17 protein-coding genes and 2 tRNA genes are annotated in these 22,042 nt (G+C 67.7%); 8 read left to right on the plus strand and 11 right to left on the minus strand.

From position 1 onward, the window contains the following. Nucleotides 1–108: 108 nt before the first annotated feature. From E3O18_RS00730 to E3O18_RS00765, 8 genes are all read right to left on the minus strand, one after another. Nucleotides 109–1,137 carry a LacI family DNA-binding transcriptional regulator gene (locus E3O18_RS00730; RefSeq protein ID WP_134394402.1) on the minus strand — a complete coding sequence of 343 codons (1,029 nt, stop codon included), beginning with the start codon at nt 1,135–1,137 and terminating at the stop codon, nt 109–111. 40 nt (nt 1,138–1,177) lie between these two features. Continuing rightward, on the minus strand, nt 1,178–2,590 hold the full coding sequence (locus E3O18_RS00735; protein WP_134397556.1) for a GH1 family beta-glucosidase: 1,413 nt from the start codon (nt 2,588–2,590) through the stop codon (nt 1,178–1,180). A gap of 41 nt (nt 2,591–2,631) precedes the next feature. After that, entirely contained in the window at nt 2,632–3,474 is an 843-nt protein-coding gene (locus E3O18_RS00740) for a carbohydrate ABC transporter permease (protein WP_134394400.1), read from the minus strand. Beyond that, the gene (locus E3O18_RS00745; RefSeq protein WP_134394399.1) at nt 3,471–4,457 is read right to left on the minus strand and encodes a sugar ABC transporter permease; all 987 of its coding nucleotides are present in this window, start codon (nt 4,455–4,457) and stop codon (nt 3,471–3,473) included. The genes E3O18_RS00740 and E3O18_RS00745 overlap by 4 nt, the downstream gene beginning before the upstream one ends. A 107-nt stretch (nt 4,458–4,564) precedes the next feature. Beyond that, nucleotides 4,565–5,842, minus strand: a complete 1,278-nt coding sequence (locus E3O18_RS00750; protein ID WP_134397555.1) for an ABC transporter substrate-binding protein — start codon at nt 5,840–5,842, stop codon at nt 4,565–4,567. A gap of 125 nt (nt 5,843–5,967) precedes the next feature. Continuing rightward, nucleotides 5,968–9,471 carry a hypothetical protein gene (locus tag E3O18_RS00755; RefSeq protein ID WP_134417232.1) on the minus strand — a complete coding sequence of 1,168 codons (3,504 nt, stop codon included), beginning with the start codon at nt 9,469–9,471 and terminating at the stop codon, nt 5,968–5,970. Nucleotides 9,472–9,674: 203 nt separating this feature from the next. Further along, nucleotides 9,675–10,355, minus strand: coding sequence for an NAD(P)H-binding protein (locus tag E3O18_RS00760; RefSeq protein WP_134394396.1), 681 nt, complete (start codon nt 10,353–10,355; stop codon nt 9,675–9,677). 164 nt (nt 10,356–10,519) lie between these two features. Continuing rightward, entirely contained in the window at nt 10,520–12,298 is a 1,779-nt protein-coding gene (locus tag E3O18_RS00765) for an MDR family MFS transporter (RefSeq protein WP_241976535.1), read from the minus strand. 149 nt (nt 12,299–12,447) lie between these two features. Here E3O18_RS00765 and E3O18_RS00770 point away from each other — a divergent pair, with 149 nt between their 5' ends. Beyond that, nucleotides 12,448–13,248, plus strand: coding sequence for a M15 family metallopeptidase (locus E3O18_RS00770; RefSeq protein WP_241976536.1), 801 nt, complete (start codon nt 12,448–12,450; stop codon nt 13,246–13,248). 154 nt (nt 13,249–13,402) lie between these two features. Next, nucleotides 13,403–14,113 (plus strand): amidase domain-containing protein, encoded by a 711-nt coding sequence (locus E3O18_RS00775; protein WP_134417234.1) that lies wholly within the window; start codon nt 13,403–13,405, stop codon nt 14,111–14,113. 83 nt (nt 14,114–14,196) lie between these two features. Here E3O18_RS00775 and pgm read toward each other — a convergent pair whose 3' ends face one another. Further along, the gene (gene pgm, locus E3O18_RS00780; RefSeq protein WP_134394394.1) at nt 14,197–15,813 is read right to left on the minus strand and encodes a phosphoglucomutase (alpha-D-glucose-1,6-bisphosphate-dependent); all 1,617 of its coding nucleotides are present in this window, start codon (nt 15,811–15,813) and stop codon (nt 14,197–14,199) included. A 36-nt stretch (nt 15,814–15,849) separates the two neighbouring features. Between pgm and pheA the strand changes: the two genes are divergently transcribed. Beyond that, complete coding sequence (gene pheA, locus E3O18_RS00785) at nt 15,850–16,791, plus strand: prephenate dehydratase (protein ID WP_134394393.1); 942 nt, start codon at nt 15,850–15,852, stop codon at nt 16,789–16,791. 30 nt (nt 16,792–16,821) lie between these two features. On the opposite strand, the gene E3O18_RS00790 is transcribed toward pheA, so the two are convergent. Further along, nucleotides 16,822–17,817 (minus strand): diacylglycerol kinase family protein, encoded by a 996-nt coding sequence (locus E3O18_RS00790; protein ID WP_134394392.1) that lies wholly within the window; start codon nt 17,815–17,817, stop codon nt 16,822–16,824. A 48-nt stretch (nt 17,818–17,865) separates the two neighbouring features. Between E3O18_RS00790 and serS the strand changes: the two genes are divergently transcribed. The 5 genes from serS to E3O18_RS00815 all read left to right on the plus strand — a co-directional run bounded on the left by serS (nt 17,866) and on the right by E3O18_RS00815 (nt 21,630). Beyond that, nucleotides 17,866–19,134 carry a serine--tRNA ligase gene (gene serS / locus E3O18_RS00795; RefSeq protein WP_134394391.1) on the plus strand — a complete coding sequence of 423 codons (1,269 nt, stop codon included), beginning with the start codon at nt 17,866–17,868 and terminating at the stop codon, nt 19,132–19,134. Further along, complete coding sequence (locus E3O18_RS00800) at nt 19,131–19,943, plus strand: HAD family hydrolase (protein WP_134394390.1); 813 nt, start codon at nt 19,131–19,133, stop codon at nt 19,941–19,943. The genes serS and E3O18_RS00800 overlap by 4 nt, the downstream gene beginning before the upstream one ends. A 121-nt stretch (nt 19,944–20,064) precedes the next feature. Then, nucleotides 20,065–20,149, plus strand: a tRNA-Ser gene (locus E3O18_RS00805). Between the two features lie 41 nt (nt 20,150–20,190). After that, entirely contained in the window at nt 20,191–21,435 is a 1,245-nt protein-coding gene (locus E3O18_RS00810; RefSeq protein WP_134394389.1) for an LCP family protein, read from the plus strand. Between the two features lie 104 nt (nt 21,436–21,539). Continuing rightward, nucleotides 21,540–21,630 (plus strand) — tRNA-Ser (locus tag E3O18_RS00815). 138 nt (nt 21,631–21,768) lie between these two features. On the opposite strand, the gene E3O18_RS00820 is transcribed toward E3O18_RS00815, so the two are convergent. Further along, nucleotides 21,769–22,032 (minus strand): HNH endonuclease signature motif containing protein, encoded by a 264-nt coding sequence (locus E3O18_RS00820; RefSeq protein WP_347232322.1) that lies wholly within the window; start codon nt 22,030–22,032, stop codon nt 21,769–21,771. Between the last annotated feature and the right edge of the window lie 10 nt (nt 22,033–22,042).

Genomic DNA, 22,042 nt, shown 5'->3' on the forward strand with positions numbered 1-22,042 from the left:
GTCCTGCCCGTCCCGCCGGTATTGCCGGTGCGCGGGTGCTGCGCCGCTACGCTGCCGGCGCGCCACGCGCGCAACGGCGCAGCACCCGCACCGGGGAAGCCGCGCGTGTCACGCCGACTCGCGTAGCACCAAACGGGTCGGCATGAGGGTGCGGTGCGGCATGCTCTCGTCGGCGGCGAGCCGGCGCAGCAGAATGTCCGCCATCGCGTAGCCCATTTCCTCGGAGGGCTGGCTCACCGTGGTCAGCGGCACCGGGCCGCTCGTCGCGGCCGGGCTGTCGTCGAACCCGACGATGGCCACGTCGCCGGGCACAGAGCGGCCGAGCTCGCGCAGCACATCCACCGCCCCGGTGGCCATCAGGTCGCTCGCCACGAAGAGGCCGTCGATGTCGGGGCAACGCTCCAGCAGCCGGCGGGTGGCCGCCGCTGCGCCGGCGGCCGTGAAGTCGGCGAGCTCGACGGCATCCGTGGGCAGCCCGGCCCGCTCCAGCGTGCGCTCGAACCCGGTGAGGCGGTCGATGCCGGCCGGCATGTCCACCGCTCCGGCGATCGTACCGATGCGGCGGCGACCGATGTCGATCAAGCGCTGGGTGCCCGTCTCGGCTCCCGCTGCGTTGTCGACGTCGACGAAGAAGGCGTCGAGGTTGTCCGCGTTCGGCGGCCGGCCGCCGAAGACCACCGGCATCGTGGTCTCGAGTTCGGCCACGAAATCGTCACCGGTGTGGTGCGAGATGATCAGCGCGCCGTCGACGTTGCCCGAGCGCAGGTAGCGCAGGGTCTTGTGCCGAGGGTCGCTCGAGGCGACGAGCAGGTTGAGCGTGTAGTCACTCTGGTCGAGTCGGCGGGTGATGCCCTGCACGACCGCGGCGAAGTAGGGGTCACCGAAGAACCGGGTCATGTCCTCGGGCACGACCAGGGCCACGGCCTCGGTCTGCCGGCTCGCGAGCGAGCGGGCAGCCCGGTTCGGAACATAGTTGAGCTGGTTGATGGCCTTCGTCACCGAGGAGACGATCTCGGGGCTGACCTTCGTGGACCCGTTCACGACCCGGCTCACGGTGGCCCGGGAGACCCCGGCCACCTCGGCCACCATTTCCAGGGTGGGCTGCGAGGGGCGGGCCTGGCGCACACTGGTTGTCATGACGTCATTCTAAGTTGCCCGTGTCCGTCGCCGATGCGGATCAGGAGAGGGCGCGGTTGAGGATGATCTCGGCGTAAGCTCGGCCGCTGTCCTTGACGGTGCGCTCCTGGGTCTCGTAGTCGACCCGCACGATGCCGAAGCGCTTCTCGTAGCCCCAGGCCCACTCGTAGTTGTCCATCAGCGACCAGTAGAAGTAGCCCAAGACGCAGACGCCCTCATCGATCGCATCGAGGATGGCGCCCAGGTGGTCGGTTAGGAATTCGGTGCGCCGGGCATCCGGAACACTGCCGTCCGCGGCGACGACGTCGTCGAACGCCGCGCCGTTCTCGGTGACGTAGAGGCTCGTGCCGGTCGGGGCGGCGTAGTCGGTGTTCACGCGAACGAGCAGTTCGCGCAGCCCGTCGGGCTGCACCTCCCACTCCATGGCGGTCAGCGGCAGCCCCTGCGGGTGGTCGTAGACGCCGTCGGCCGCGGGGTACGGCGACCGGGTGGGGCGGTCGGTCGGAGCCTGGGCGAGCAGCGGATGCTCGGGCGGGCGATCGCTGACCAGGTCGCCGTGGTAATAGTTCACGCCGAGGCTGTCGATCGGCTGGTTGATCTGGGCCAGGTCTCCCTCGTGGATGAAATCGGTCAGCCCGAATTCGGCGACGTCCTGGAGCACATCCTCCGGGTAGGAGCCGCGGAAGATCGGATCGAGGAAGACCCGGTTGAACTGCCCGTCGATGCGGCGCGCGGCGTCCACGTCGCCGGCATGCGTGGGATCGACCGGCTTGGCGACGGTGAGGTTGAGCGTGATTCCGAGCTCGAGCTTCGGGTCGCGTTCACGGAGCGCCTCGATGGCGAGGCCGTGCCCCAGGAGCAGGTGGTGTGCGGCGGCCAGGCCGTCCCGGGGGCTCTGCCGCCCGGGCGCGTGGGCGCCACCGGTGTAGCTGAGGAAGGAGGAGCACCACGGCTCGTTGAGAGTGGTCCACACGCCCACGCGGTCGCCGAGGGCGTCGTGCATGGAGAGGGCGTAGTCCCGGAAGCGTGCGGCGGTGTCGCGGTTGGTCCAGCCGCCCTTCTCCTCGAGGGCCTGCGGCAGGTCCCAGTGGTAGAGGGTCAGCCACGGCTTGATGCCGGCGCCGAGGAGCTCGTCGACCAGGCGGGAGTAGAAGTCCACGCCCTTCGGGTTGACCGGCCCGCCGTCGGGACGCACCCGGGCCCAGGACGTGGAGAAGCGGTAGGTCTGCAGCCCCAGGTCCTTCATCAGGGCGACGTCGTCCCGGTAGCGGTGGTAGTGGTCGCAGGCGACGTCACCGTTGTCGGCGTTGAGGACAGCACCCGGCACGCGGCTGAACGTGTCCCAGATGGAATCCGTGCGGCCGTCCTCGTGGGCGGCGCCCTCGATCTGGTAGGCGGCCGTCGCCGCCCCGAAGAGGAACTCGGGCGGGAAGGAACGTGCGTGTGAGGTCATACCCATATTCTCGGTGATTGTTCCGCGTGTTCCGAACGAGGTCATCCCTTGACCGCACCCTGCATGATGCCGGCCACCAGCTGCTTGCCCAGGAAGATGAACACCAGGATCAGCGGGATGATCGAGAGTACGACGCCGGCGAGCACCAGCGAGTAGTCGACGTAGAAGGCTGCCTGCAGCTGTTGCAGCGCCACGGGGAGGGTTGGGTTGCCCGGGCCGAGCACGATGAACGGCCAGAAGAAGTTGGTCCAGGTGCCGATGAACGTGAACAGGGCGAGCATCGCGGCGGCCGGCCGGGCGGCCGGGAGGCCGATGTGCCAGAAGCTGCGGATCATCGACGCTCCGTCCATGCGCACCGCCTCGATCAGCTCGTCGGGCAGCGCGTCGCGCAGGTACTGGGTCATCCAGAACACGCCGAATGCGGTCACCATGGCGGGTGCGATGACGGCCCAGAGGCTGCCGGTCCAGCCGAGCCTCGACATGACGATGAACAGCGGCACGATGCCGAGCTGAGTCGGCACGGCCATGGTCGCGATCACGAAGATGAGCATGCCTTCCCGGCCGCGGAACTTCAGCTTGGCGAAGGCATAGCCGGCGAGCGTCGAGAACATCACGACGCTGAGCGACACCACGGACGACACGATGATGCTGTTGCCGAGGGCCGTCCAGAACGGGATGCTGTCGATGACGGTGGCCGCGTTGGCGAGGAAGTTGCCGCCCGGGATCCACATCATGCCGTTCTGGTTAAGCGCGGAGGCGTCCTGGCTGCCGATCAGGAACGACCACCAGATCGGGAAGGCCGAGCCCAGGAGAACCGCGATCAGGATGCCGTAGACCCAGAGGGAGGGTCGACGGTCGTGGCCGCCGATGATGGTCCTGCTCATGAGATGCCTTTCGCGCGGACGCGCAGCTTGCGTTCGGCGGTGCCCGCGATGCGCCGGGTGATGAGGAAGTTGATCACGGCGATGAGGATGATGATCAGGAAGAGCAGCCAGGCCACGGCGGAGGCCCGGCCAAAGTTGCGCTGGCTCCAGCCGAGTTCATAGATGTACAGGGTGAGCGTCTGCCACTGGCGACTGGCCCCGCCCTGGCCGACGTTGTCGAACATGCGCGCCTCATCGAAGATCTGCAGGCCGCCGATCGTCGAGGTCAGGATGACGAAGATGACAATCGGTCGCAGCAGCGGCAGGGTGATCGACCGGAAGGTGCGCCAGCGGTTGGCGCCGTCGATGATGGCGGCCTCGTAGTAGTCGCGCGGCACGGCCTGCATGGCGGCCAGGAAGATGAGGGCGTTGTAGCCGGTCCAGCGGAAGTTCACCATTGTGGCGATGGCGAGGTGGCTGGGGATCACGTCGACGTGCCAGCGAACGGGCTCGAGGCCCATGCTCATGATCGCGCTGTTGATGAGGCCGAACTTGTCACCGAAGAGGTCGTTGAAGATCAGCGCGACAGCGACCGGGGCCACGACGTAGGGGAGGAGCACGCCCATGCGCCAGAAGGTCTTGCCGCGCAGGTTGAAGTCGAGCACGGCGGCGATGCCGAGCGCGACGATGATCTGGGGGATGCTCGAGAGCAGGAAGATGCTGAACGTGTTGCGCAAGGAATTCCAAAAGTACCCCTGGGTCAGAACCGTGACGAAGTTCTCCAGGCCGACGAAGTCGCCCTGGCCGCCGATCAGGTTCCAGTCGTGCACCGACACCCACGCCGTGTACAGCAGCGGGAAGAGACCCATGACGGCGAAGACGAGGAAGAAGGGGGAGATGTAGAGGTAGGGCGAGAAGCGCACATCCCAGCGGCTCAGTTTGTGACTGAGGGCGATGCGGCGGATGCTGCGGGCATTCACCTCGACGGCGGCGGCGGTAGTCATGAACAGTCCTTCGGTGGTTGAGCTTGTCCGGTGGTCGAGCCTGTCGAGACCGGGGGCCGGTCGAGACCGGGTGGTCTCGACCGGCCCGACCGGCGGGGTGGTGCTGGTTAGCCGAGCGACTCGACGTCGGTGACCCACTGAGCCCACGACTCGTCGGGCGTCATCGTGCCGTCTTCGACGCGGGTGAGCGCCTGCTGCATGGCGTCGTTGATCGCGAAGTAGAACTCACCCTTGAACGGGGTGACGTCGACGGCCGCGGCGCGGTTGGCGAGGATCTCACCGGTCGGCGCGTTGTTGAAAAACTCGTTCGTGGCGCCGAGGAGCTCGTCGCTCTCGAGGGCTTCGACCTGGCTCGGGAAGGTGCCCTTGGACGCGAACGCCTTGAGCTGCTGCTCCGGGGCGGTCAGCCAGGAGGCGAGCTTCTGGGCCTCGACCTGGTTCTTGGACTGCTCGGGAACGGTCAGGTACGAACCGCCCCAGTTGCCGCCGCCGCCGGGGAACGTGTCGGCGATGTCCCAGCCGGCGACGCCTTCAGCGTTGCCGGAGATCACGCCGAGCATCCAGCCCGGGCAGAGCATCGTGGCGAAGCCGTCGTTCTGGAAGCTGGCGGTCCAGTCGTCGCTCCACTGTCCGAGGTGCGCGGACAGCGTGCTGCTGGCCTCGAGCACGCTCGTGTAGGCCTCCTTCACCTCCGGGTTCTCGGTGGCGATGATGGTGCCGTCTTCTTCTTCATAGGCGTTGGGGATCTGGTTGACGACCCCCTGCCAGGTGGCTCCGGCCGAGTCGAACCACGGCACGTTCGTGCCGGCAGCAGCGAACGTGTCGCCGGCTGCGTAGTAGCTCTCCCAGCTGGTGCCGAGGAGTGCGGCGACCTTGGCGCGGTCGGTCGGCAGGCCGGCGGCGGCGAACAGGTCGGACCGGTAGCAGACGGCTTCCGGCCCGATGTCGGTGCCGTAGGCGATCAGGCGGCCGTCGGCATCCGTCGCGGCCTCGGTCTTCCAGTCGAGCCACCGCGAGTCGACGTCGTCAGAGGCGAGGTCGATGAACTGGTCGGAGTACTGGAGTAGCTCGGGCAGCCAGTCGACCTCGATGGCCTCGACGTCGCTCAGGCCGCTGCCTGCGGCGAGACGGGTCGTGAGGTTGTCGCGGGCCTCGTTGGAGGTGGCGGCCTTCTTGTGCGTGATGGTGACGTTCGGGTTGGCCTTCTCATACTCGGCGAACAGGTCGTCATAGCCGAATTCGTTGAACGTCGCGACGGTCAGTTTGACGTTCTCGTCGGTCGACTGCCCGGTGCCGGCGTCCGCCGAGCAACCGGATAGAACCAGTGCAAAGGATGCTGCTCCGGCGACTGTTACTGCAAGTGTGGTGCGCGGGAAACGCTTCACGGTCACTCCCTTGTGTGCGTGCTGATGGGTGGATGCGAGGCCGCTCTCAGCAGTGCTGTGAGAGCGCTCTCACGTTGTGATGCTTACGCTAGTGTGCGCATCGCTGGTTTGTCAAGAGAGCGCTCTCAGTCGGGCACCGTCACCGTGAGGGAGCGCACCCGGCCGTCGCGGCGGAAGACGCTCGCGCTCACTTCGGGGTCGAGCGCGCCGCCCGGGCCGGGCACCTGGCTGCCGCCGGCGAGGTGCGCAACCACCTCGAGCGGGCCGCCGCGGTGGAACACCACCGGGACCTGGCAGAACGTGAACGCGAGCGTGTCCGCGGGCAGCGCGACGCTGTGCTGTTCACCGAAGACATCCCGGTAGGCGAACGTGCCGGGAGCCGTGGTCCACTCGCCGGCCCGCAGCAGGGTGGGCCGCAAACGGATGCGACCGTCTTCGACCCGCAGGCCGAGCTCGCCCAGGCGGGTGAGCACCTCCTCCTTGACCTGCCCGGTCATCCCCGGCTGCCGGGCGCCCTGGCCGGCGGGCGTGTGCGAGTAGGGATCGGTGGGGAATGCGCCGTAGGTGAGCGGATCCTTGCGGTAGCCGATGCCGGCACGCACATCCTCGTACGCCGCGATCAGACCCTGGATCGCGGCCTCATCCGCCTGCTCTGCGACGGCCCGGTCGAGTGTCTCCTGCACCGCGAGCAGCAGCTTCGCGACCATGTGCCAGTAGATGCTGCCGAGGCCCTCGTAGGCGAAGAACGAGCCGGAGCGCCCGGTGAATTCCGCATGCCGGAAGACTTCCTCGAAGATGGTGAGCAGTTTGGCCCGGTCCTGTTCCACGGCGCCCTGCAGGGCCGGGTCGGCGCTGAGCCGGTCGAGCTCCTCCGACACGCCCCGGGCGTTTCGGATGTGGGCGGCGAAGTGCAGGTCGCCCTGGACGTCCCGCACGACGATGCTGCGGTCGCCGGCCGCGGTGAGGCGCAGGGTGAGGGGGCAGTCGGCGGCCCGCTCGGCGCTGAAGGTGTTGCGTGCGAGGAAGGACGAAAGGTCCTTGTCGGGATAGAGGATGTAGCTGTGCTGGTCGGCGCGGTACAGCCGGCTCGTGCGCAGGGCGCCGAGCAGGACCAGCGATTCCTCCGGGCCGAGCAGGCCGGAGGAGAGGATGGCGACCTGGCCCTCCAGCATCTCCGCGAGCCGCCGCACGTCGGCCCCATCGGTCCCGAGCTCCAGCACGTTGTACGAGTGCACGAGCCCGTCGTCCCGCCGGTTGGCGTGCAGGCCGGACTCGACGAAGCGCCGAGCCAGATCGAGCAGTTCGGCCACGTCTCCCGCGGCGACCGTCATGCGAGCTCCGCCGAACCCGGCGTAGACCCGCTCACGATAGGCGGTCCCTGCCTCGCCCAGACCGTCCATCACGGTCCGGCGGCGAGTGGAATCGAACCCGTCGGCGAGGGCATCCGCATGCTCGCAGAGCACGTCGCGCACCGCGGTGAGCAGTCCGGCGAGCTCGCTCGAGAGCTCGACGTCGACCGTCAGGAGGTCCTGAACGAAGACGAGGTAGCGGCGCAGGTAGGCGAGGGTGACCACCGACAGGCCGCGGCCGACGAGCGCGTTGTTGGCGTCGTTCCATTCCGGACGCTGGGTCGTCATCCAGATGCCGCCGTCCGGCACCAGGTTGACGAGCTTGGCCAGCAGGAGCAGGAGCACCTTCTCGGCCAGCGTCACCCGCACGAGGTCGCCGTCGGCGCCGTGCACGAGCCGACCGTCCGAGCCCTCCGCGGCGACCCGCCGGCTGATCGCGCGCTGCCGCTCGTCGTCGAAGGTGATCGTGTTGTACGGGTCCGTGAGGATGTCCGCATAGGCGGCGATCCGGTACGGCACATCGGCGTGGGTGAAGTCCGCCCGGTTGATCAGGGCGTCGAGGCGCCCCGGATGGAAGCGGCGGGAGGTCTCGAGCAGTTTGAGCAGGTAGATGATCTGGTGATCGCTCCAGTAGCCGATGTTGGCCCACGGGTCCTCGGGCTCGGGAACCTCCCAGTCGATGCCCTCGCGGGAGATCCGGTACGGGTTGTAGCCGTCGGCGGTCGTGGCGTCAAGGAAGATCGTGACCATCGACTCGACGTATTCGGGGAATGACCAGGCCAGCGCCTCCCAGTTCTGGAAGATGTCCCGCCAGTTGCCCTGGTATTCCAGGCGACGGATGCCGCTCTCGTCTTTCAGAACGATCCGGAACTGATTCCACGGCCGGCTCGGATCGCCGTGCCGGCGGCTGAACGTGAGCGGCAGGTATTCCGTGGTGAGGCGCCACAGGTCTCCGTCGCCGTGCTCCTGGGCGATGGCGATGAGTTCGTCGGCGCGCAGCCGCTCGGGCAGCGCCGCCAGCACGCCGGCGCAGCGCTGGGCGGTCGGCTGACTCCGCTGAACAATGAACGCCCGCACGTCGCTCGACTCCACCGTGTAGCCCTCGGCCGGAACGCCGCCGCGCATCGTGTTGAAAAGCACGTTGGCGGTGTGGTGGATGGTCGCGAGCTCGTCGCCGCTGTGCTGGGCGGCGTCGGTGGCCGCGAGGATCGTCTCCAGGTCGGACCGGGTGCCGGCGATGTCGGCCGCGAGCTCCTCGGCGAGCCCGGCGGGATCGCGCAGCTTCTCGCGCAGGGCGACGACATCGGCCGCGTCCTGGTTGACGTCGGCGACGATCTGCCAGCGCTGCGTGCTTCCGGGGGGCAGCGTGATCCGCGCGTGCACGAGGTAGGCGCCGCGCCGGCCGCGGACATCCGTCTCGGCGGTGATGCCCCGGCCCCGGGCGAAGGCGGCCACCTGGCTGATCGAGAGCAGGTGCTCGGCGTTGCCCAGCCCGACCTGCCAGACCACGTTGGCCTGCAGCGACTCGCTGGGTTCGGCGAGATCGGAGAGCGTCGCGTTCAGCGTCAGCAGCCCGAGGCCCGTCGAAGAGTCGAGTTCGGCCCGCTTGTAGGCGTCGAGCAGCACGCTCAGCTCGTTCTGCGTCTTCTTGTGGGCGCCGGCGGGAAGGATGTTGACCAGGCCGTCGAGGAGGTCGACGTCGAGCGTTTCGCCGAGCTGCTCGCCGGTGAGCTGCTGGTCGGTGAGCGAGGTCAGGGCGCAGCTGCGCACGACGCCGAAGCGGGCACTCGTCTGCCAGGTCACGCGGAGGCGCAGGCCGAGATCCGGGCGGGTCTCCTCGAAGACCAGGGTCGTGCCGAGGGCGTCCTTGTACAGCGTGCGCTGCACGGCCTGATCGCCGGGACGCACCTCCGCGAACGGCTGCCAGTGAATCCTGGTCCCGTCGGGGCGTCGAACGAGCAGCACGCTGAACCCGCCGGTTCGGCCGCCGCTCTCGGTGATCTTGTCGTCGGTGTAGTACGGGAACAAGGCCCGATCGGCGTCGACCCGTCCTGCCGTCAGGCCGCCCGTGCTCGAGATGAAGAGCCAGACGTCGCTCGCGCTGACGAGGGTCATGAAGAACGGCGGCATCTGGTCGTAGGCCTGGATCCGGTAGAACCGGCGTCCGTCCAGGTCGACCGGTCCGCCCCGGACGGTGCCCTCCGCGGGGTCAGTGCCCTCTGCGGGGTCGAACGGGATCTCGCCCCGGTCGATGGGCTGAATGATGGTCTCGAGGGGCATGCGATCCTCCATTGGATTCACTCCGGCAGATGTTCCGGTCGGCGAGTGCTCCACCATCACACTGATGAGAGCGCTCTCACAGACTGCCAGACATCTGCCACGCGTTCAAGCGCCGGCCCCGCGGTGTTGTGCGGAGGGCCGGCGCTGGGTCGGCTGAAGGTGAAGGGGGTCGATTGGAGGAGGCCGGCCTGGCGGCCGAAGCCTCAGGCGAACGCGGCTACGGCGACAGCGACGGGTTCGTCCCCGGAGACCAGGTGCAGCACCCGGCGCTCGGCGGCGCCGGTCTCGATCAGCGCGGCAAGGACGGCCGCGACGTCCGCGCGGGGCACAGTCGCACGTTCTTCCGAGAGGCCGGGGCCGGCGGGGTTCAGGCGCACCAGTCCGGTTCCTGCCTCGTCGAGCAGGCCGCCGGGGCGAACGATCGTCCAGGCCAGGGGGCGGGTGATGAGGTCTTCTTCGGCCGCCAGCTTGGCCTGCAGGTAGCCCAGGAAGTCCGCCGGGACATCCGTCGGGGTCTGACCGTCCCGCACCTTCTCGGTGCCGGTCGACGAGATCTGGATGAAGCGCGCCACGCCGGCGGCCTCGGCCGCATCGGCCAGCCGCACGGAGCCGCCGAAGTCGACGGCCTGACGGCGCTCCTCGCTGCCGCCAGCTCCGGCGCCCGCGGCGAACACCGCGACGTCGGCGCCGGCCAAGAGGTGCGCCATGTCGGTCGATGAGGCCTTTTCGAGGTCGATCACCACCGGAACGGCTCCAACAGCGACGAGGTCCGCCCTCTGATCCTCCGTGCGGATCAGCCCGACGACCTCGTGGCCGTCCTTCGTGAGCTCCCGCGTGAGTTGCCGGGCGATTTTTCCATGTCCACCTGCAATAACAATGCGCATTATCGGTACAACGCCCCGATGGCCCCCACAATTCCCAACGCCCGGACCGGGCCGTCCGTGACTGCGCGCCCTGTGCGCATTCGACGGAGATTTTGCCACAAAGCGACGATTTGAGGCCCAAACGGGGCGGTAGGAGCAAGATCTCCGTCGAATTCGTTCGGGTGCTAGCGGGGCTGGGTGCGGGTCTCGCGCTCGAACTCGTCGACGTCGATCCCCGGCTCGACCAGGGCGCCCATCCTGTCGGCGGCTCGCTGCGCGTCCCGGGTCAGCTCGGCCCGCGCGGCCAGCTCGGCCGCGTTCTCGTCCGCGGCCTCCTGCAGGGCGGAGGTGTTGCGCAGCGGCGGCGCCGTGAGGAAGAAGCTCAGCACGAATGCGACCAGCACGACGGCCAGGCTCACCCAGAAGACGGTGACGGATGCGTCGTTGAAGCCGACGAGGAACGGCTCCGCGAGCCGCGGGTCGGCCGTGTTGAGGAACGAGGTGTCGCCGTCGAGGGCGCCGCCGACACTGCCCGGGTTGGCCAACAGTGCCAGAATGCCGGTGTTCGCCGGGTCGGCCTGCACGGCCGGGTCCGTTGCAGCGTCCCTGACCCCGGAGATGATGGTCGGGTTGTCGAAGGCCGCGCCGATCGTGTCAGGGATGCGGGTGAACAGCACCGAAAAGAGTACGGCGGTGCCGAGCGTGCCACCGATCTGACGGAAAAACGTCGAGGCGGATGTGGCTACGCCGATATCCCGAGGGCCGACCGAGTTCTGGCTGGCGATGGTGAGCGTCTGCATCAGCTGGCCGAGGCCGAGGCCGATCAGGAGCATCCCGGCCATCATGAATCCGACCGGCTTGTCGGCGGTGGCGAATGTGAAGAGCAGGAAGCCTGCCGACATGAAGGCAGTGCCGATGGTGGGGAACATCTTGTAGCGCCCGGTACGGGCGATCAGCTGGCCGCTCACAATGGAGGAGATCATCAGGCCCGCGATCATCGGCAGCATCAGGAAGCCGCTCTCCGTCGGGGTGGCCCCGTTCACGAGCTGCAGGTAGAGCGGCACCGTCATCATGGCGCCGAACATACCGAAGCCGACGAAGACGCCCAGGATGGTCGCCATCCTGAACGTGGACGAAAGGAACAGTTTCAGCGGGATGAGCGCGTCGTCGCCCATCAGCCGCTCGGCGAGGATGAAGGCCGCGATGCTGAGGAGTCCGATCACGTAGCAGGCGATCGAGGGGATCGAGCCCCAGCCCCAGGTGCGGCCCTGCTCGGCCACGAGCAGTAGCGGCGCGGCCGCGAGGATCACAGCCACCGCTCCCCACCAGTCGATGCGAACGGGCCGGGCGAAGTGGGGAACGTGTAGAAACTTCAGCACGATTGCGAGGGCGATGATGCCGATCGGGAGGTTGATCAGGAAGACCCACCGCCAGCCCGTAATTTCGAGGATCGTGTCCGAGCCCGACAGGACGCCGCCGATGAGCGGGCCGATCACGCTGGAGACCCCGAAGACGGCCAGAAAGTACCCCTGGTATTTCGCCCGCTCCCGGGGTGCCAGCATGTCGCCCATGATCGTCAGGGGGAGAGCCATCAGGCCGCCGGCGCCGAGCCCCTGGATGGCCCGGAAGATCGCGAGCTCGTACATCGAGTTCGCCAGTCCGGCCAGGAGCGAGCCGATGAGGAAGATCGTGATCGCGATCAGGAACAGCGGGCGGCGCCCGAAAATGTCGCTGAGTTTGCCGTAGATCGGCGTGCTGATGCACGACACGATCAGGTAGGCGGTCGTCACCCAGGCCTGCAGCGCCATGCCGTCGAGGTCGTCGGCGATGGTGCGCATCGATGTCCCGACAATGGTCTGGTCGAGGGCGGAGAGGAACATTCCGGCCATCAGTCCGAAGATGACGAAGAGAATCTGCCGGTGGGACATCAGCGGCGGGGCGGCGAGAGTGGAAGAAGTTTGCATTGTGCGCAAAGTTACACGATGGGCAAACAATCTTCAAGCACCTTCGGGCCGTCAGAGGCTGGCGGAGCTCGCTCCGGTCTAGGCTCAGCACCGTGTGGGCAGATCGGGCAGTGGGGGTCGCGCATCCGTTCCGGCGGAGGCGTATCGTCGTGCTGTCCATCGTCATCTCTATACTCGCCGCCGGTGCGGTGGCGGCCGGAGCCCTGACCGGGGAAACCGCGCCGCCCGTCGTCGGTTCCGCCGTCGTTCCGACGCTGATTCCCCGTGCCGAACCGAGCGCCAACCCCACCCCGCCTCGTGCCGCCCCGACAGGTTCCCCGGAGCCGGTCGTGATGCCTACCTTCGACCGTTCCGCCCGCTCACGCGACGACCCGGCGAGCCTCTGGGTCGTCGTTGACAAGACCCGCCCGCTGAACCCTACCGACTACGCTCCGACCGACCTCGTCGACGTCCCGGTGGCTCACGTCTGGAGCCCGCAACTTCGCCGGGAGGCGTCGGACGCAACCGTGGCCCTGTTCTCCGCGTTCGAGGCGGAGACCGGGCTGAAGCTGCAGTCCCACAGCGCCTATCGGAACTTCGCGGCCCAGGTGATGGTCTACGACGCGGATGTCGCCGCGAACGGACAGGCGTTCGCCGACACCAGCACGGCCCGGCCGGGAACCAGCGAGCACCAGACCGGTCTGGCCATCGACATCAGCGCACTGCCCGGAATCTGTTCGCTGGATGCCTGCTTCGGCGACACCCCACAGGGGCAGTGGCTTGCCGTGAATGCCTGGCGTTTCGGGTTCCTGCTGCGCTACCCGGCTGACAAGGTGGCCATCACCGGCTACGGCTACGAGCCCTGGCACTTCCGCTACATCGGAACGGAACTGGCCATGGAGATGCACGCCACCGGCACCGCCACCCTCGAGGAGTTCTTCGGGCTCCCGGCGGCTCCCGGCTACCACTGATTCCGTTCCCCGATCCCGTTTCCTGATCCGCGCAGGACCGGTCTGTCGTCCACCCGGGCATTTCCCGGATAAGTGTGATTATCTAGAAACCGTCCCCCGAACGGGGCGTGACTGCCACACCCCCCGGTGGCACCCCGAACGAAGAGAGAAATCTGTGGTTCTGACTCGACGCTTCCGCATCGTCGCTGCCGTGCTCGTTCTGGGTGGCCTCGTGGCCGGAACGGCCGCCGTGGCCGAGGTAACTGGGGACGAACCCGTCGTCTCTGCAACTCCGACCCCGGCTGCTGACTCCACGCAAACGGCGCCGAAGGCCGATGCGGCCGAGTCTGACGCGACGGCCGCAGACCGGGCCGCCCCCGCGGAGGCCGCAGCGCCGGTCCCCATCGACGCCCAGGTTCAGGCGCAGGTCAGCTACATGCTCGCCCACTGGACCGACTACAACACGGATGATTACGGCGTCATCACCGACAACGACTGCGTCAATTTCACCAGCCAATCCCTGATCGAGCGGGGCTGGACCATGGACGACCAGTGGTACGCAGAGGGAACCGGCTCCGACTTCGACACCTCGTCACCGTGGATCAGCTCAACCGCGTTCCGGGACTACGTCGCGCAGTCCGGCCGCGCCACCGCCCTGACGGATGACCAGCGCGATCAGGTCAAGCTCGGCGACGTCGCCCAGTTCGACTGGGACAACTCCGGGGACCGCGACCACACCGGGGTCGTCACCCGGATCGAGGGGTCGGGCGACGACATCCAGATCTACTATGCCGGCCACACCGACGACACCGACTTCCGGTCGGTCGATTACGCGATCACCGAGAAGCACCCGGGCGCCACGGCGTACTACTGGAGCATTCCCTAGGTATCGAAGCACTCCCTACTGCTGGTCTCCGGTCCCGACGGGCTCGACCGCCGCGGTGGGCGAGCCCGTCCAGGGCAGACGCGTCAGGCGATGGCGCCGTCGACGATGGCCTTGGCCTCGATCTGCACCTGCTTCAGGTGTTCCGGGCCCGTGAAGGACTCGGCGTAGATCTTGTAAACGTCCTCGGTGCCACTCGGCCGGGCCGCGAACCAGGCGTTCTCGGTGACGACCTTGACGCCGCCGATTGCCGCACCGTTGCCGGGAGCGTGACTCATCTTGGCGATGATCTTTTCGCCGGCGAGTTCGGTGGCCGTGATGGCGGCTCCGTCGAGCTTGGACAGCTGCGCCTTCTGGGCGGGCGTCGCGGCCGCGTCCACCCGGGCGTAGGCCGGGTCGCCGAAGTGCTTGGCCAGCTCGGCGTAGCGCTGGCTGGGCGTCTTGCCGGTCACGGCGAGAATCTCCGAGGCGAGCAGGGCCAACAGGATGCCGTCCTTATCGGTGGTCCAGACGGTTCCGTCGAAGCGCACGAAGCTGGCGCCGGCGCTCTCCTCGCCGCCGAAAGCAACCGAACCGTCGATCAGGCCCGGAACGAACCACTTGAAACCGACCGGCACCTCCCAGAGGTCGCGGCCGAGGAAACCCGCGACGCGGTCGATCATGGTGGAGGAGACGAGCGTTTTGCCGATCGCGGCATCCGCCCGCCAGCCTTCGCGGTGGCTGTACAGGTAGTCGATGGCCACGGCCAGAAAGTGGTTCGGGTTCATCAGCCCGCCGTCGGGGGTGACGATGCCGTGCCGGTCGGCGTCGGCGTCGTTGCCGGTGACGATGTCGAATTCGTCCTTGTGGGCGGCGACGGATGCCATCACGGACGGGCTCGACGGATCCATCCGGATCTTACCGTCCCAGTCCAGGGTCATGAAGCGCCAGGTGGGGTCGACGTGGGGGTTGATCACGGTCAGGTTGAGCTCGTAGCGGTCGCGAATCGCACCCCAGTAGCCCACGCTCGCGCCGCCGAGCGGGTCGGCTCCGATACGAATACCGCTGGCCTTGATGGCGGCCATGTCGATGATGTTCTCAAGGTCGTTCACGTACCCACCGCGGAAGTCGTAGGTCTCGACCGCGCTGGGCTCGCTCATTTTGACATCATTGAGCCCGGCGGCGATGAGTTCGTTGGCCCGGGTGGCGATCCACGAGGTGGCGTCGCTGTCGGCCGGTCCGCCGTGCGGCGGGTTGTATTTGAAGCCGCCGTCGGAGGGCGGGTTGTGGCTCGGGGTGACCACGATCCCATCCGCCTCGTCGCTGTTCCCGGCCCGGTTGTAGGCCAGGATCGCGTGCGAGAGGGCAGGGGTGGGCACATAGTCGTCGAACTCGTCGACCAGCACGCGCACGCCGTTCGCGACGAGCACTTCGAGGGCGGTCGTATAGGCTGGCGCGCTCAGGGCGTGTGGGTCGGTGCCGATGAACAGCGGCCCGGTGATGCCCTGCATGGCGCGGAATTCAACGATCGCCTGAGTGGTCGCGATGATGTGGTCTTCATTGAAGGCCGTGTTGAGGGAGCTCCCTCGGTGACCGGAGGTGCCGAAGGCCACTCGCTGGCCCGGCACCGTGACATCCGGTTTCAGGTCGTAGTACGCCTTCACCAGCGCTTCGACATCGACAAGGTCAGATTCCAGGGCCGCTGTGCCCGCGCGTTCGTTCATGGTGTCCAGTCTTGCACTGCAACTAGGCTGATCTGCATGTCCGAGTCGCGCAATGTCAGCTACAGCTTCCTCGGGCCGACGGGCACCTTCACCGAGGCAGCCCTCACCCAGGTCGTCGAAGCCCAGGGCAAGCCGTGGCGGGCCGTGAACAACGTCGGCGAGGCGTTCGACGACGTCGTGTCCGGCCGCAGTGTGGCCGCAATGATCGCGATCGAGAACTCCGTCGACGGCGGCGTGTCCGCCACGCAGGATGCCCTCGCGAGCGTGCCCGACCTGCGCATCATCGGCGAGTACCTGGTTCCGGTGAACTTCGTCCTGGTGGCTCGCCCGGGCACCGCGCTGGCCGATGTGAACACCATCAACGCGCATCCGGTCGCCTATGCGCAGTGCCGTCGCTGGCTGGAATCCAATCTGCCGCACCACGGCCACCTTCCGGCGTCGAGCAACGTGGCCGCCGCCGCGTCGCTGGTCGAATCAGGGCAGGCGGATGCCGCCATCGCCCCGCCCGGCATCGAGAAGCACCACGATGTGGTCGTGCTCGCCCGTAGTATCGGCGACAACGCCAACGCGGTCACCCGCTTCGTGCTCGTCAGCCGAAACACCACCGTGCCGCCCCGCACTGGCGCCGACAAGACCAGCCTGATCGTGGAGCTGCCCGAAGACCGCTCAGGCGCCCTGCTCGAGATGCTCGAGCAGTTCGCCACCCGGGGCGTCAACCTCAGCCTGATCCAGTCGCGCCCCATCGGCGACGCCCTGGGGCGCTACCGGTTCGTGATCGACGCCGACGGTCACATCCACGACGAACGCGTGGCCGACGCGCTGCTCGGCCTTCGCCGGTTCAGCCCCCAGGTGATCTTCCTCGGCTCGTACCCGCGGGCCGACAAGCAGCCGATCGAGTTCACCTCGCGCTACAACGACAACATCTTCATCGGTGCGCGCGCCTGGTTGCGCGGCCTGCTCGGCGAGCCCGCGGCCTGACGGTCCCACCAGCCCAGCCCGGCCCGGCCCTCAGGGCGCGACGGGAACCCGCAGGACGAGGGCGGCAGGGTCGGTGCGCAGGGATACCGAGCGCACCGGGCCGAGCGCGTCGCCGTCCACCTCGAACTCCTGCGCCTCGACCAACACGATCCGGATATCGGCGGCGTGCAGCGTCGTCATCACCCGTGCAGTAGTCGATTCGGTTCGCTCGATGATGCGACGCCCGGCCGCCGAGCGGCGCAGAACGCCGTTCTCCCACGTCACCCGGCGCCAGATTGTGAGCCAGCCGAGCACACCCTTGGGCTGCAGCATGGCGATGTCGAGGATGCCGTCGTCGAGGCGGGCATCCGGCAGAATCTGGATATTTCCCGGGAGCAGGCCGCAATTGCCGATCAGGATGGTGCTCACGTGCGCCGGCCGGTGCGGGCGCCCGTTCAGGCTGTACCGGATCTGGAACGGCTTGACCCGGGGGAGCACGCGCGCCACGGCGTCGACGTAGGCCAGCCAGCCCACCGCCCGCTTCAGTTCGGGCCGCGTGCTTACGACCATCTGGGCGTCGATGCCGATGCCCGCCATCACGAGGAAGACGTGGTCGGCCAGGGCGCCGTCGTCGGCGCGCACGGATGCCACACCCACGTCGATCGGCCTGTTTCCGCCCGTGAAGGCAACCATGGTGGCCTCGTCAAGGTTCGACAGTGGCAGGCCCAGGTTGCGGGCGAGCAGATTGCCGGTGCCGACGGGCACGATGGCCAGGGGCACACCGGAGCCACGGAGCACGTCGGCGATCGCGCGAATCGTGCCGTCGCCGCCCGCCACGAGCACCAGGGACGCACTCTGCGCCAGGGCGAGCCGGGCGGACTGCCTGCCGGCGTCGTCCGCGGCGGTCGGGAGCCAGAGCGAGCCGGCCCAGCCCGACGCGGTCTCCGCGCGGGCCACGCTCGCCCGCAGGCGGTCCAGGTCGACTTTGGTGGGGTTGTAGACGATTGCTGCCCGCCGAACAACGCTCGGTTGATCGGGAGTATCCACGCGGTAAGGCTAGCAAGGTGCTGGACCATGCGCTTGTAGACTGATTCGGTGATTGATCCTGTGCTGCTGCGAGAGAATCCTGACCTCATCAAGCGTTCGCAGAAAGCGCGCGGTGCGTCGGTCGAGGCGGTCGACGATGCGCTCGCCGCCGACGCGGAGCGTCGCGCCACTATCCGGGCATTCGAGGCGCTGCGTGCCGCCCAGAACCAGTTCGGCAAGCAGGTGGCCTCCGCGCCTCCCGCGGAGAAGAAGGCCCTCGTCGCCCAGGCGCAGAGCCTCGCTGCCGACGTCAAGTCCGCCGCGGCCGCCTCGGGCGAGGCCGAGGCGCTGTTCACCGCGGTCGTGCGCACCCTCGCGAACCCCGTGATCGACGGCGTACCGGCCGGCGGTGAAGAGAACTTCGTCACCCTCCGCACCCACGGCGCCGTGCCCGCCTTCGACTTCGAGCCGCGCGACCACCTCGAGCTGGGCGAACTGCTCGGCGCCATCGACATGGCCCGAGGGGCAAAGGTGTCCGGCGCCCGGTTCTACTTCCTGCGCGGCATCGGTGCCCGCCTCGAGATCGCGCTGATGAACATGGCGCTCGACCGGGCGCTGGCGGCCGGCTTCATCCCCCTGATCACGCCCACCCTGGTGCGGCCCGAGATCATGGACGGCACCGGGTTCCTCGGCGAGCACGCCGAGGAGGTCTACTTCCTCCCCGCCGACGACCTCTACCTCACCGGCACCAGCGAGGTCGCGCTCGCCGGCTACCACTCGGACGAGATCCTGGACCTGTCCGGCGGACCGCTCCGCTACGCCGGCTGGTCCACCTGCTACCGGCGCGAGGCCGGTTCGGGCGGCAAGGACACCCGCGGCATCATCCGGGTGCACCAGTTCAACAAGCTGGAGATGTTCACCTACGTGCTGCCGGAGAATGCCGAGGCCGAGCACGACCGCCTCGTCGCCCTGCAGGAGGACATGCTCCAGGCGCTCGGCCTCAGCTACCGCGTCATCGACGTGGCCGCCGGCGACCTCGGCTCCAGCGCCGCCCGCAAGTTCGACATCGAGGCCTGGGTCCCCACCCAGAACGCCTACCGCGAACTGACCAGCACGAGCAACTGCACGACCTACCAGGCGCGCCGGCTCGATATCCGTTACCGCACCGAGTCGGGCAAGACCGCGCCGGTCGCAACCCTCAACGGCACCCTGGCGACGACCCGCTGGATTGTGGCCCTGCTCGAAACGCACCAACAGGCGGATGGCTCGGTACTCATCCCCGAGGCGCTGCGCCCCTGGCTGGGCGGCCTCGACGTCATTCGGCCGGTGGGCGCATGACGACGCGGACGGATGCCCCCTGGCTGGTGGCCCTCGACATCGACGGCACCACCATGCACGAGGACGGCACGATCAGCGGCGGCGTCCTCGACCAGGTGCGACGGCTCGCCGCGGCCGGTCATGAGGTCATGCTCGCCACCGGGCGTTCGTCCGCCACCACGCTCCCCGTGCTCGAGCGCCTGGACATCACCCCGCGCTTCGTGGTCTGCTCGAACGGTGCGATCACCCTGCACCGCGACCCGGCTTCCCCCACCGGCTACCGGCGCGAATGGGTCGAGACCTTCGATCCGACCGATGTGTTGCTGCAGATCCGCTCGCACCTGGTCGGTGCCAGGTACGCCGTCGAAGACGAGCGCGGCTTCTACCGCTACACGGAGCCGTTCCCGGATGCCACGATCGGGCTGGACAGCGAGCACGTCGAGTTCGACGATCTGCTGCGCCAGGACGCCACCCGGGTGGTCGTCATCTCGCCTGACCACGACATGGAGGATTTTCTTCAGATCGTCGACCGGATGGGGCTGAACCGGGTGAGCTACGCGATCGGCTGGACTGCCTGGCTCGATATCGCTCCCGACGGCGTGAACAAGGCCACCGCCATGGAGCGGGTGCGCGCCGAGTTCGGGATTCCGCGGAGCCGTGTGATGGCCGTCGGCGACGGGCGCAACGACATCGAGATGCTGCAGTGGGCGTCGGTCCAGGGTCGGGGAGTGGCCATGGGGCAGGCTCCGCACGAGGTGCTCGCGGCGGCCGGCGAGATCACCGGCGCCGTTCACGAAGATGGGCTCGCGCTCGTTCTGAGCAGCCTCTAGGCGGCGCCCAGCCCGCTGCCAGCATCCTCTGGCACTGTGGTGAGTCTGCAAGCGGCTAGAATCGGTCGGTATTCGCTAGTCCGCGACCGCGTGTTCCACCAGCGCCGCGGGCAGCGAACCGGGAGGGCTGTCCGAGCGGCCGATGGAGCCAGTCTTGAAAACTGGTGGGCAGAGATGTCTCGTGGGTTCGAATCCCACGCCCTCCGCACCTCGATTCTGCACGGCCTGCACTAACGAAGGGACCGGAGTGAGCGACGAATTACGCCCCCGCTCGACACGATCGAAGAGGCTCAGTACCATCGCCCGCCATGGCCGGTTGCGCCGCTCCAACCCGTTCGTGACCGTGGCCAAGGTGCTCGCCGCGTCACTGGCCGTGCTGCTCGTGAGTGGCGCATCCGTCGCCGCGATCGCGACCTACGATGTTGCGTCGAGCGTGCAGGAGAGCGTGCCTCTGGCCAACGAGACCGAGGGTCCTGCCCCCAAGATCGATGCGATCCCGGGCGGCGTGAACCTGCTGGTGGTCGGCAGTGATAGCCGAAAGGGTCAGGATGCCTCGTTCGGGCCGGAGGATTCCACCGGCGACCTCAATGATGTAACCATGCTGCTGCACATCTCCGAAGACCACACCAACGCCTCCGTGATCAGCTTCCCCCGGGACATGTATGTTCCCATCCCCGAGTGCCCGGACCCTGCCGGCGGCACCTTTGACGCAATGAGCCGCCAGAAGATCAACACCACCCTCACCTACGGTGGTCTGGCGTGCACCGTGCTCACGGTCGAGAAGCTCACCGGCCTGAGCATCCCCTATGCGGCAGAGGTACAGTTCGACGGCGTCATGGCCATGTCGACGGCCGTCGGTGGCGTGCCGGTCTGTGTCGCCGAAGACATCGAAGACGAGTACACGAACACCTTCCTTCCGGCCGGAATGCACACGCTCGAGGGTCTGGAAGCCCTGCAGTTCCTGCGCACCCGCCACGGCGTCGGCGACGGTAGCGACCTGACGCGGATCAGCAACCAGCAGGTGTTCCTGTCCTCCCTCGTGCGAACCGTGAAGAGTGCGTCCACACTCTCCGACCCCGTCAAGGTGTACTCGCTGGCCAAGGCCGTGACGGCCAACATGAACCTGTCCACGAGTCTCAACGACGTCGCCACCCTGGCGTCGATTGCCGTGGCCCTGAAGGACATCGACCTCAGCAAGGTGGTCTTCGTGCAGGCCCCGACCGGCAATGTTGACGGCGGCGTGGAACCGATCCAGCCGGACTTCGACGACCTGTTCACCGCCGTCGAAGATGACGAATCGCTCCAACTGGCCGGAGACCCGGCTGCGGAGGACCCGGCTGCGATCCCGGATCCCAATGACACGACCGATCCGGCCGCACCGGTCCCGGATCCGGCCGCGACGCCCCCGGCCGCAGTGCTTTCCGATTCAGTCCAGGGCCAGACCGCCGGAGACGTCACCTGCTCTGCAGGCCGGTCGCTCGAGGACCAGTAGCCTCCGGGCGGCGCCCGCAGCTCTCGGTTCGTGCATGCTCGGTTCGTGCGGATGCCGTCTGTACGGTTATGATCATTGACGTGTGTTTGCATTGCAGGCATCAAGGAGACGTCGCATAGTACGGCTTAGTGCACCACCCTGCTAAGGTGGAGTACCCTTCACGGGGTACCGTGGGTTCAAATCCCACCGTCTCCGCGCTTCTCGTTCCCCCGCATCCCGGTTTTTCTCACGGGGTGCGGGGGTTTTTCTGTCCCGGAACGCATCGGTGACGTGATTCCAGAGGCTCAAACCCACGTCCGCGTCTGAGCCATTTGGTGACCCGATCCCGAAAACTCACGCCGACGTTGGTTGAGCTTGTCGAGCCCTCACCCGGTTCCCTCCCCCTGGCCGCCTGGTGCGGGTGGGGTCGTAGCAGTACGGTGCCCTGACTTCAGGTTTGCCGCGCACCATGCGGATTTGCCAGCCGGAAGTATCAATAGTGTGGTGGTGGTACCAGCAGAGGAGGACCCCGTTGTCGATCGTGGTTTTTCCGCCGCGGTGCCAGGGAATCACGTGGTGTACTTCGCACCACGCCGCCGGGATGGTGCAGCCGGGGATGGTGCAGCCG

The sequence above is a fragment of the Cryobacterium sp. TMT2-42-4 genome, from assembly GCF_004402645.1.
Taxonomy (GTDB): domain Bacteria; phylum Actinomycetota; class Actinomycetes; order Actinomycetales; family Microbacteriaceae; genus Cryobacterium; species Cryobacterium sandaracinum.

What these genes read in the sequence shown, in the direction of transcription:
- E3O18_RS00730 (WP_134394402.1), bottom strand. Translation starts at nt 1,137, where the DNA reads ATGACAACCAGTGTGCGCCAGGCCCGCCCCTCGCAGCCCACCCTGGAA.
- E3O18_RS00735 (WP_134397556.1), bottom strand. Translation starts at nt 2,590, where the DNA reads ATGACCTCACACGCACGTTCCTTCCCGCCCGAGTTCCTCTTCGGGGCG.
- E3O18_RS00740 (WP_134394400.1), bottom strand. Translation starts at nt 3,474, where the DNA reads ATGAGCAGGACCATCATCGGCGGCCACGACCGTCGACCCTCCCTCTGG.
- E3O18_RS00745 (WP_134394399.1), bottom strand. Translation starts at nt 4,457, where the DNA reads ATGACTACCGCCGCCGCCGTCGAGGTGAATGCCCGCAGCATCCGCCGC.
- E3O18_RS00755 (WP_134417232.1), bottom strand. Translation starts at nt 9,471, where the DNA reads ATGCCCCTCGAGACCATCATTCAGCCCATCGACCGGGGCGAGATCCCG.
- E3O18_RS00760 (WP_134394396.1), bottom strand. Translation starts at nt 10,355, where the DNA reads ATGCGCATTGTTATTGCAGGTGGACATGGAAAAATCGCCCGGCAACTC.
- E3O18_RS00765 (WP_241976535.1), bottom strand. Translation starts at nt 12,298, where the DNA reads ATGCAAACTTCTTCCACTCTCGCCGCCCCGCCGCTGATGTCCCACCGG.
- pgm (WP_134394394.1), bottom strand. Translation starts at nt 15,813, where the DNA reads ATGAACGAACGCGCGGGCACAGCGGCCCTGGAATCTGACCTTGTCGAT.
- pheA (WP_134394393.1), top strand. Translation starts at nt 15,850, where the DNA reads ATGTCCGAGTCGCGCAATGTCAGCTACAGCTTCCTCGGGCCGACGGGC.
- E3O18_RS00800 (WP_134394390.1), top strand. Translation starts at nt 19,131, where the DNA reads ATGACGACGCGGACGGATGCCCCCTGGCTGGTGGCCCTCGACATCGAC.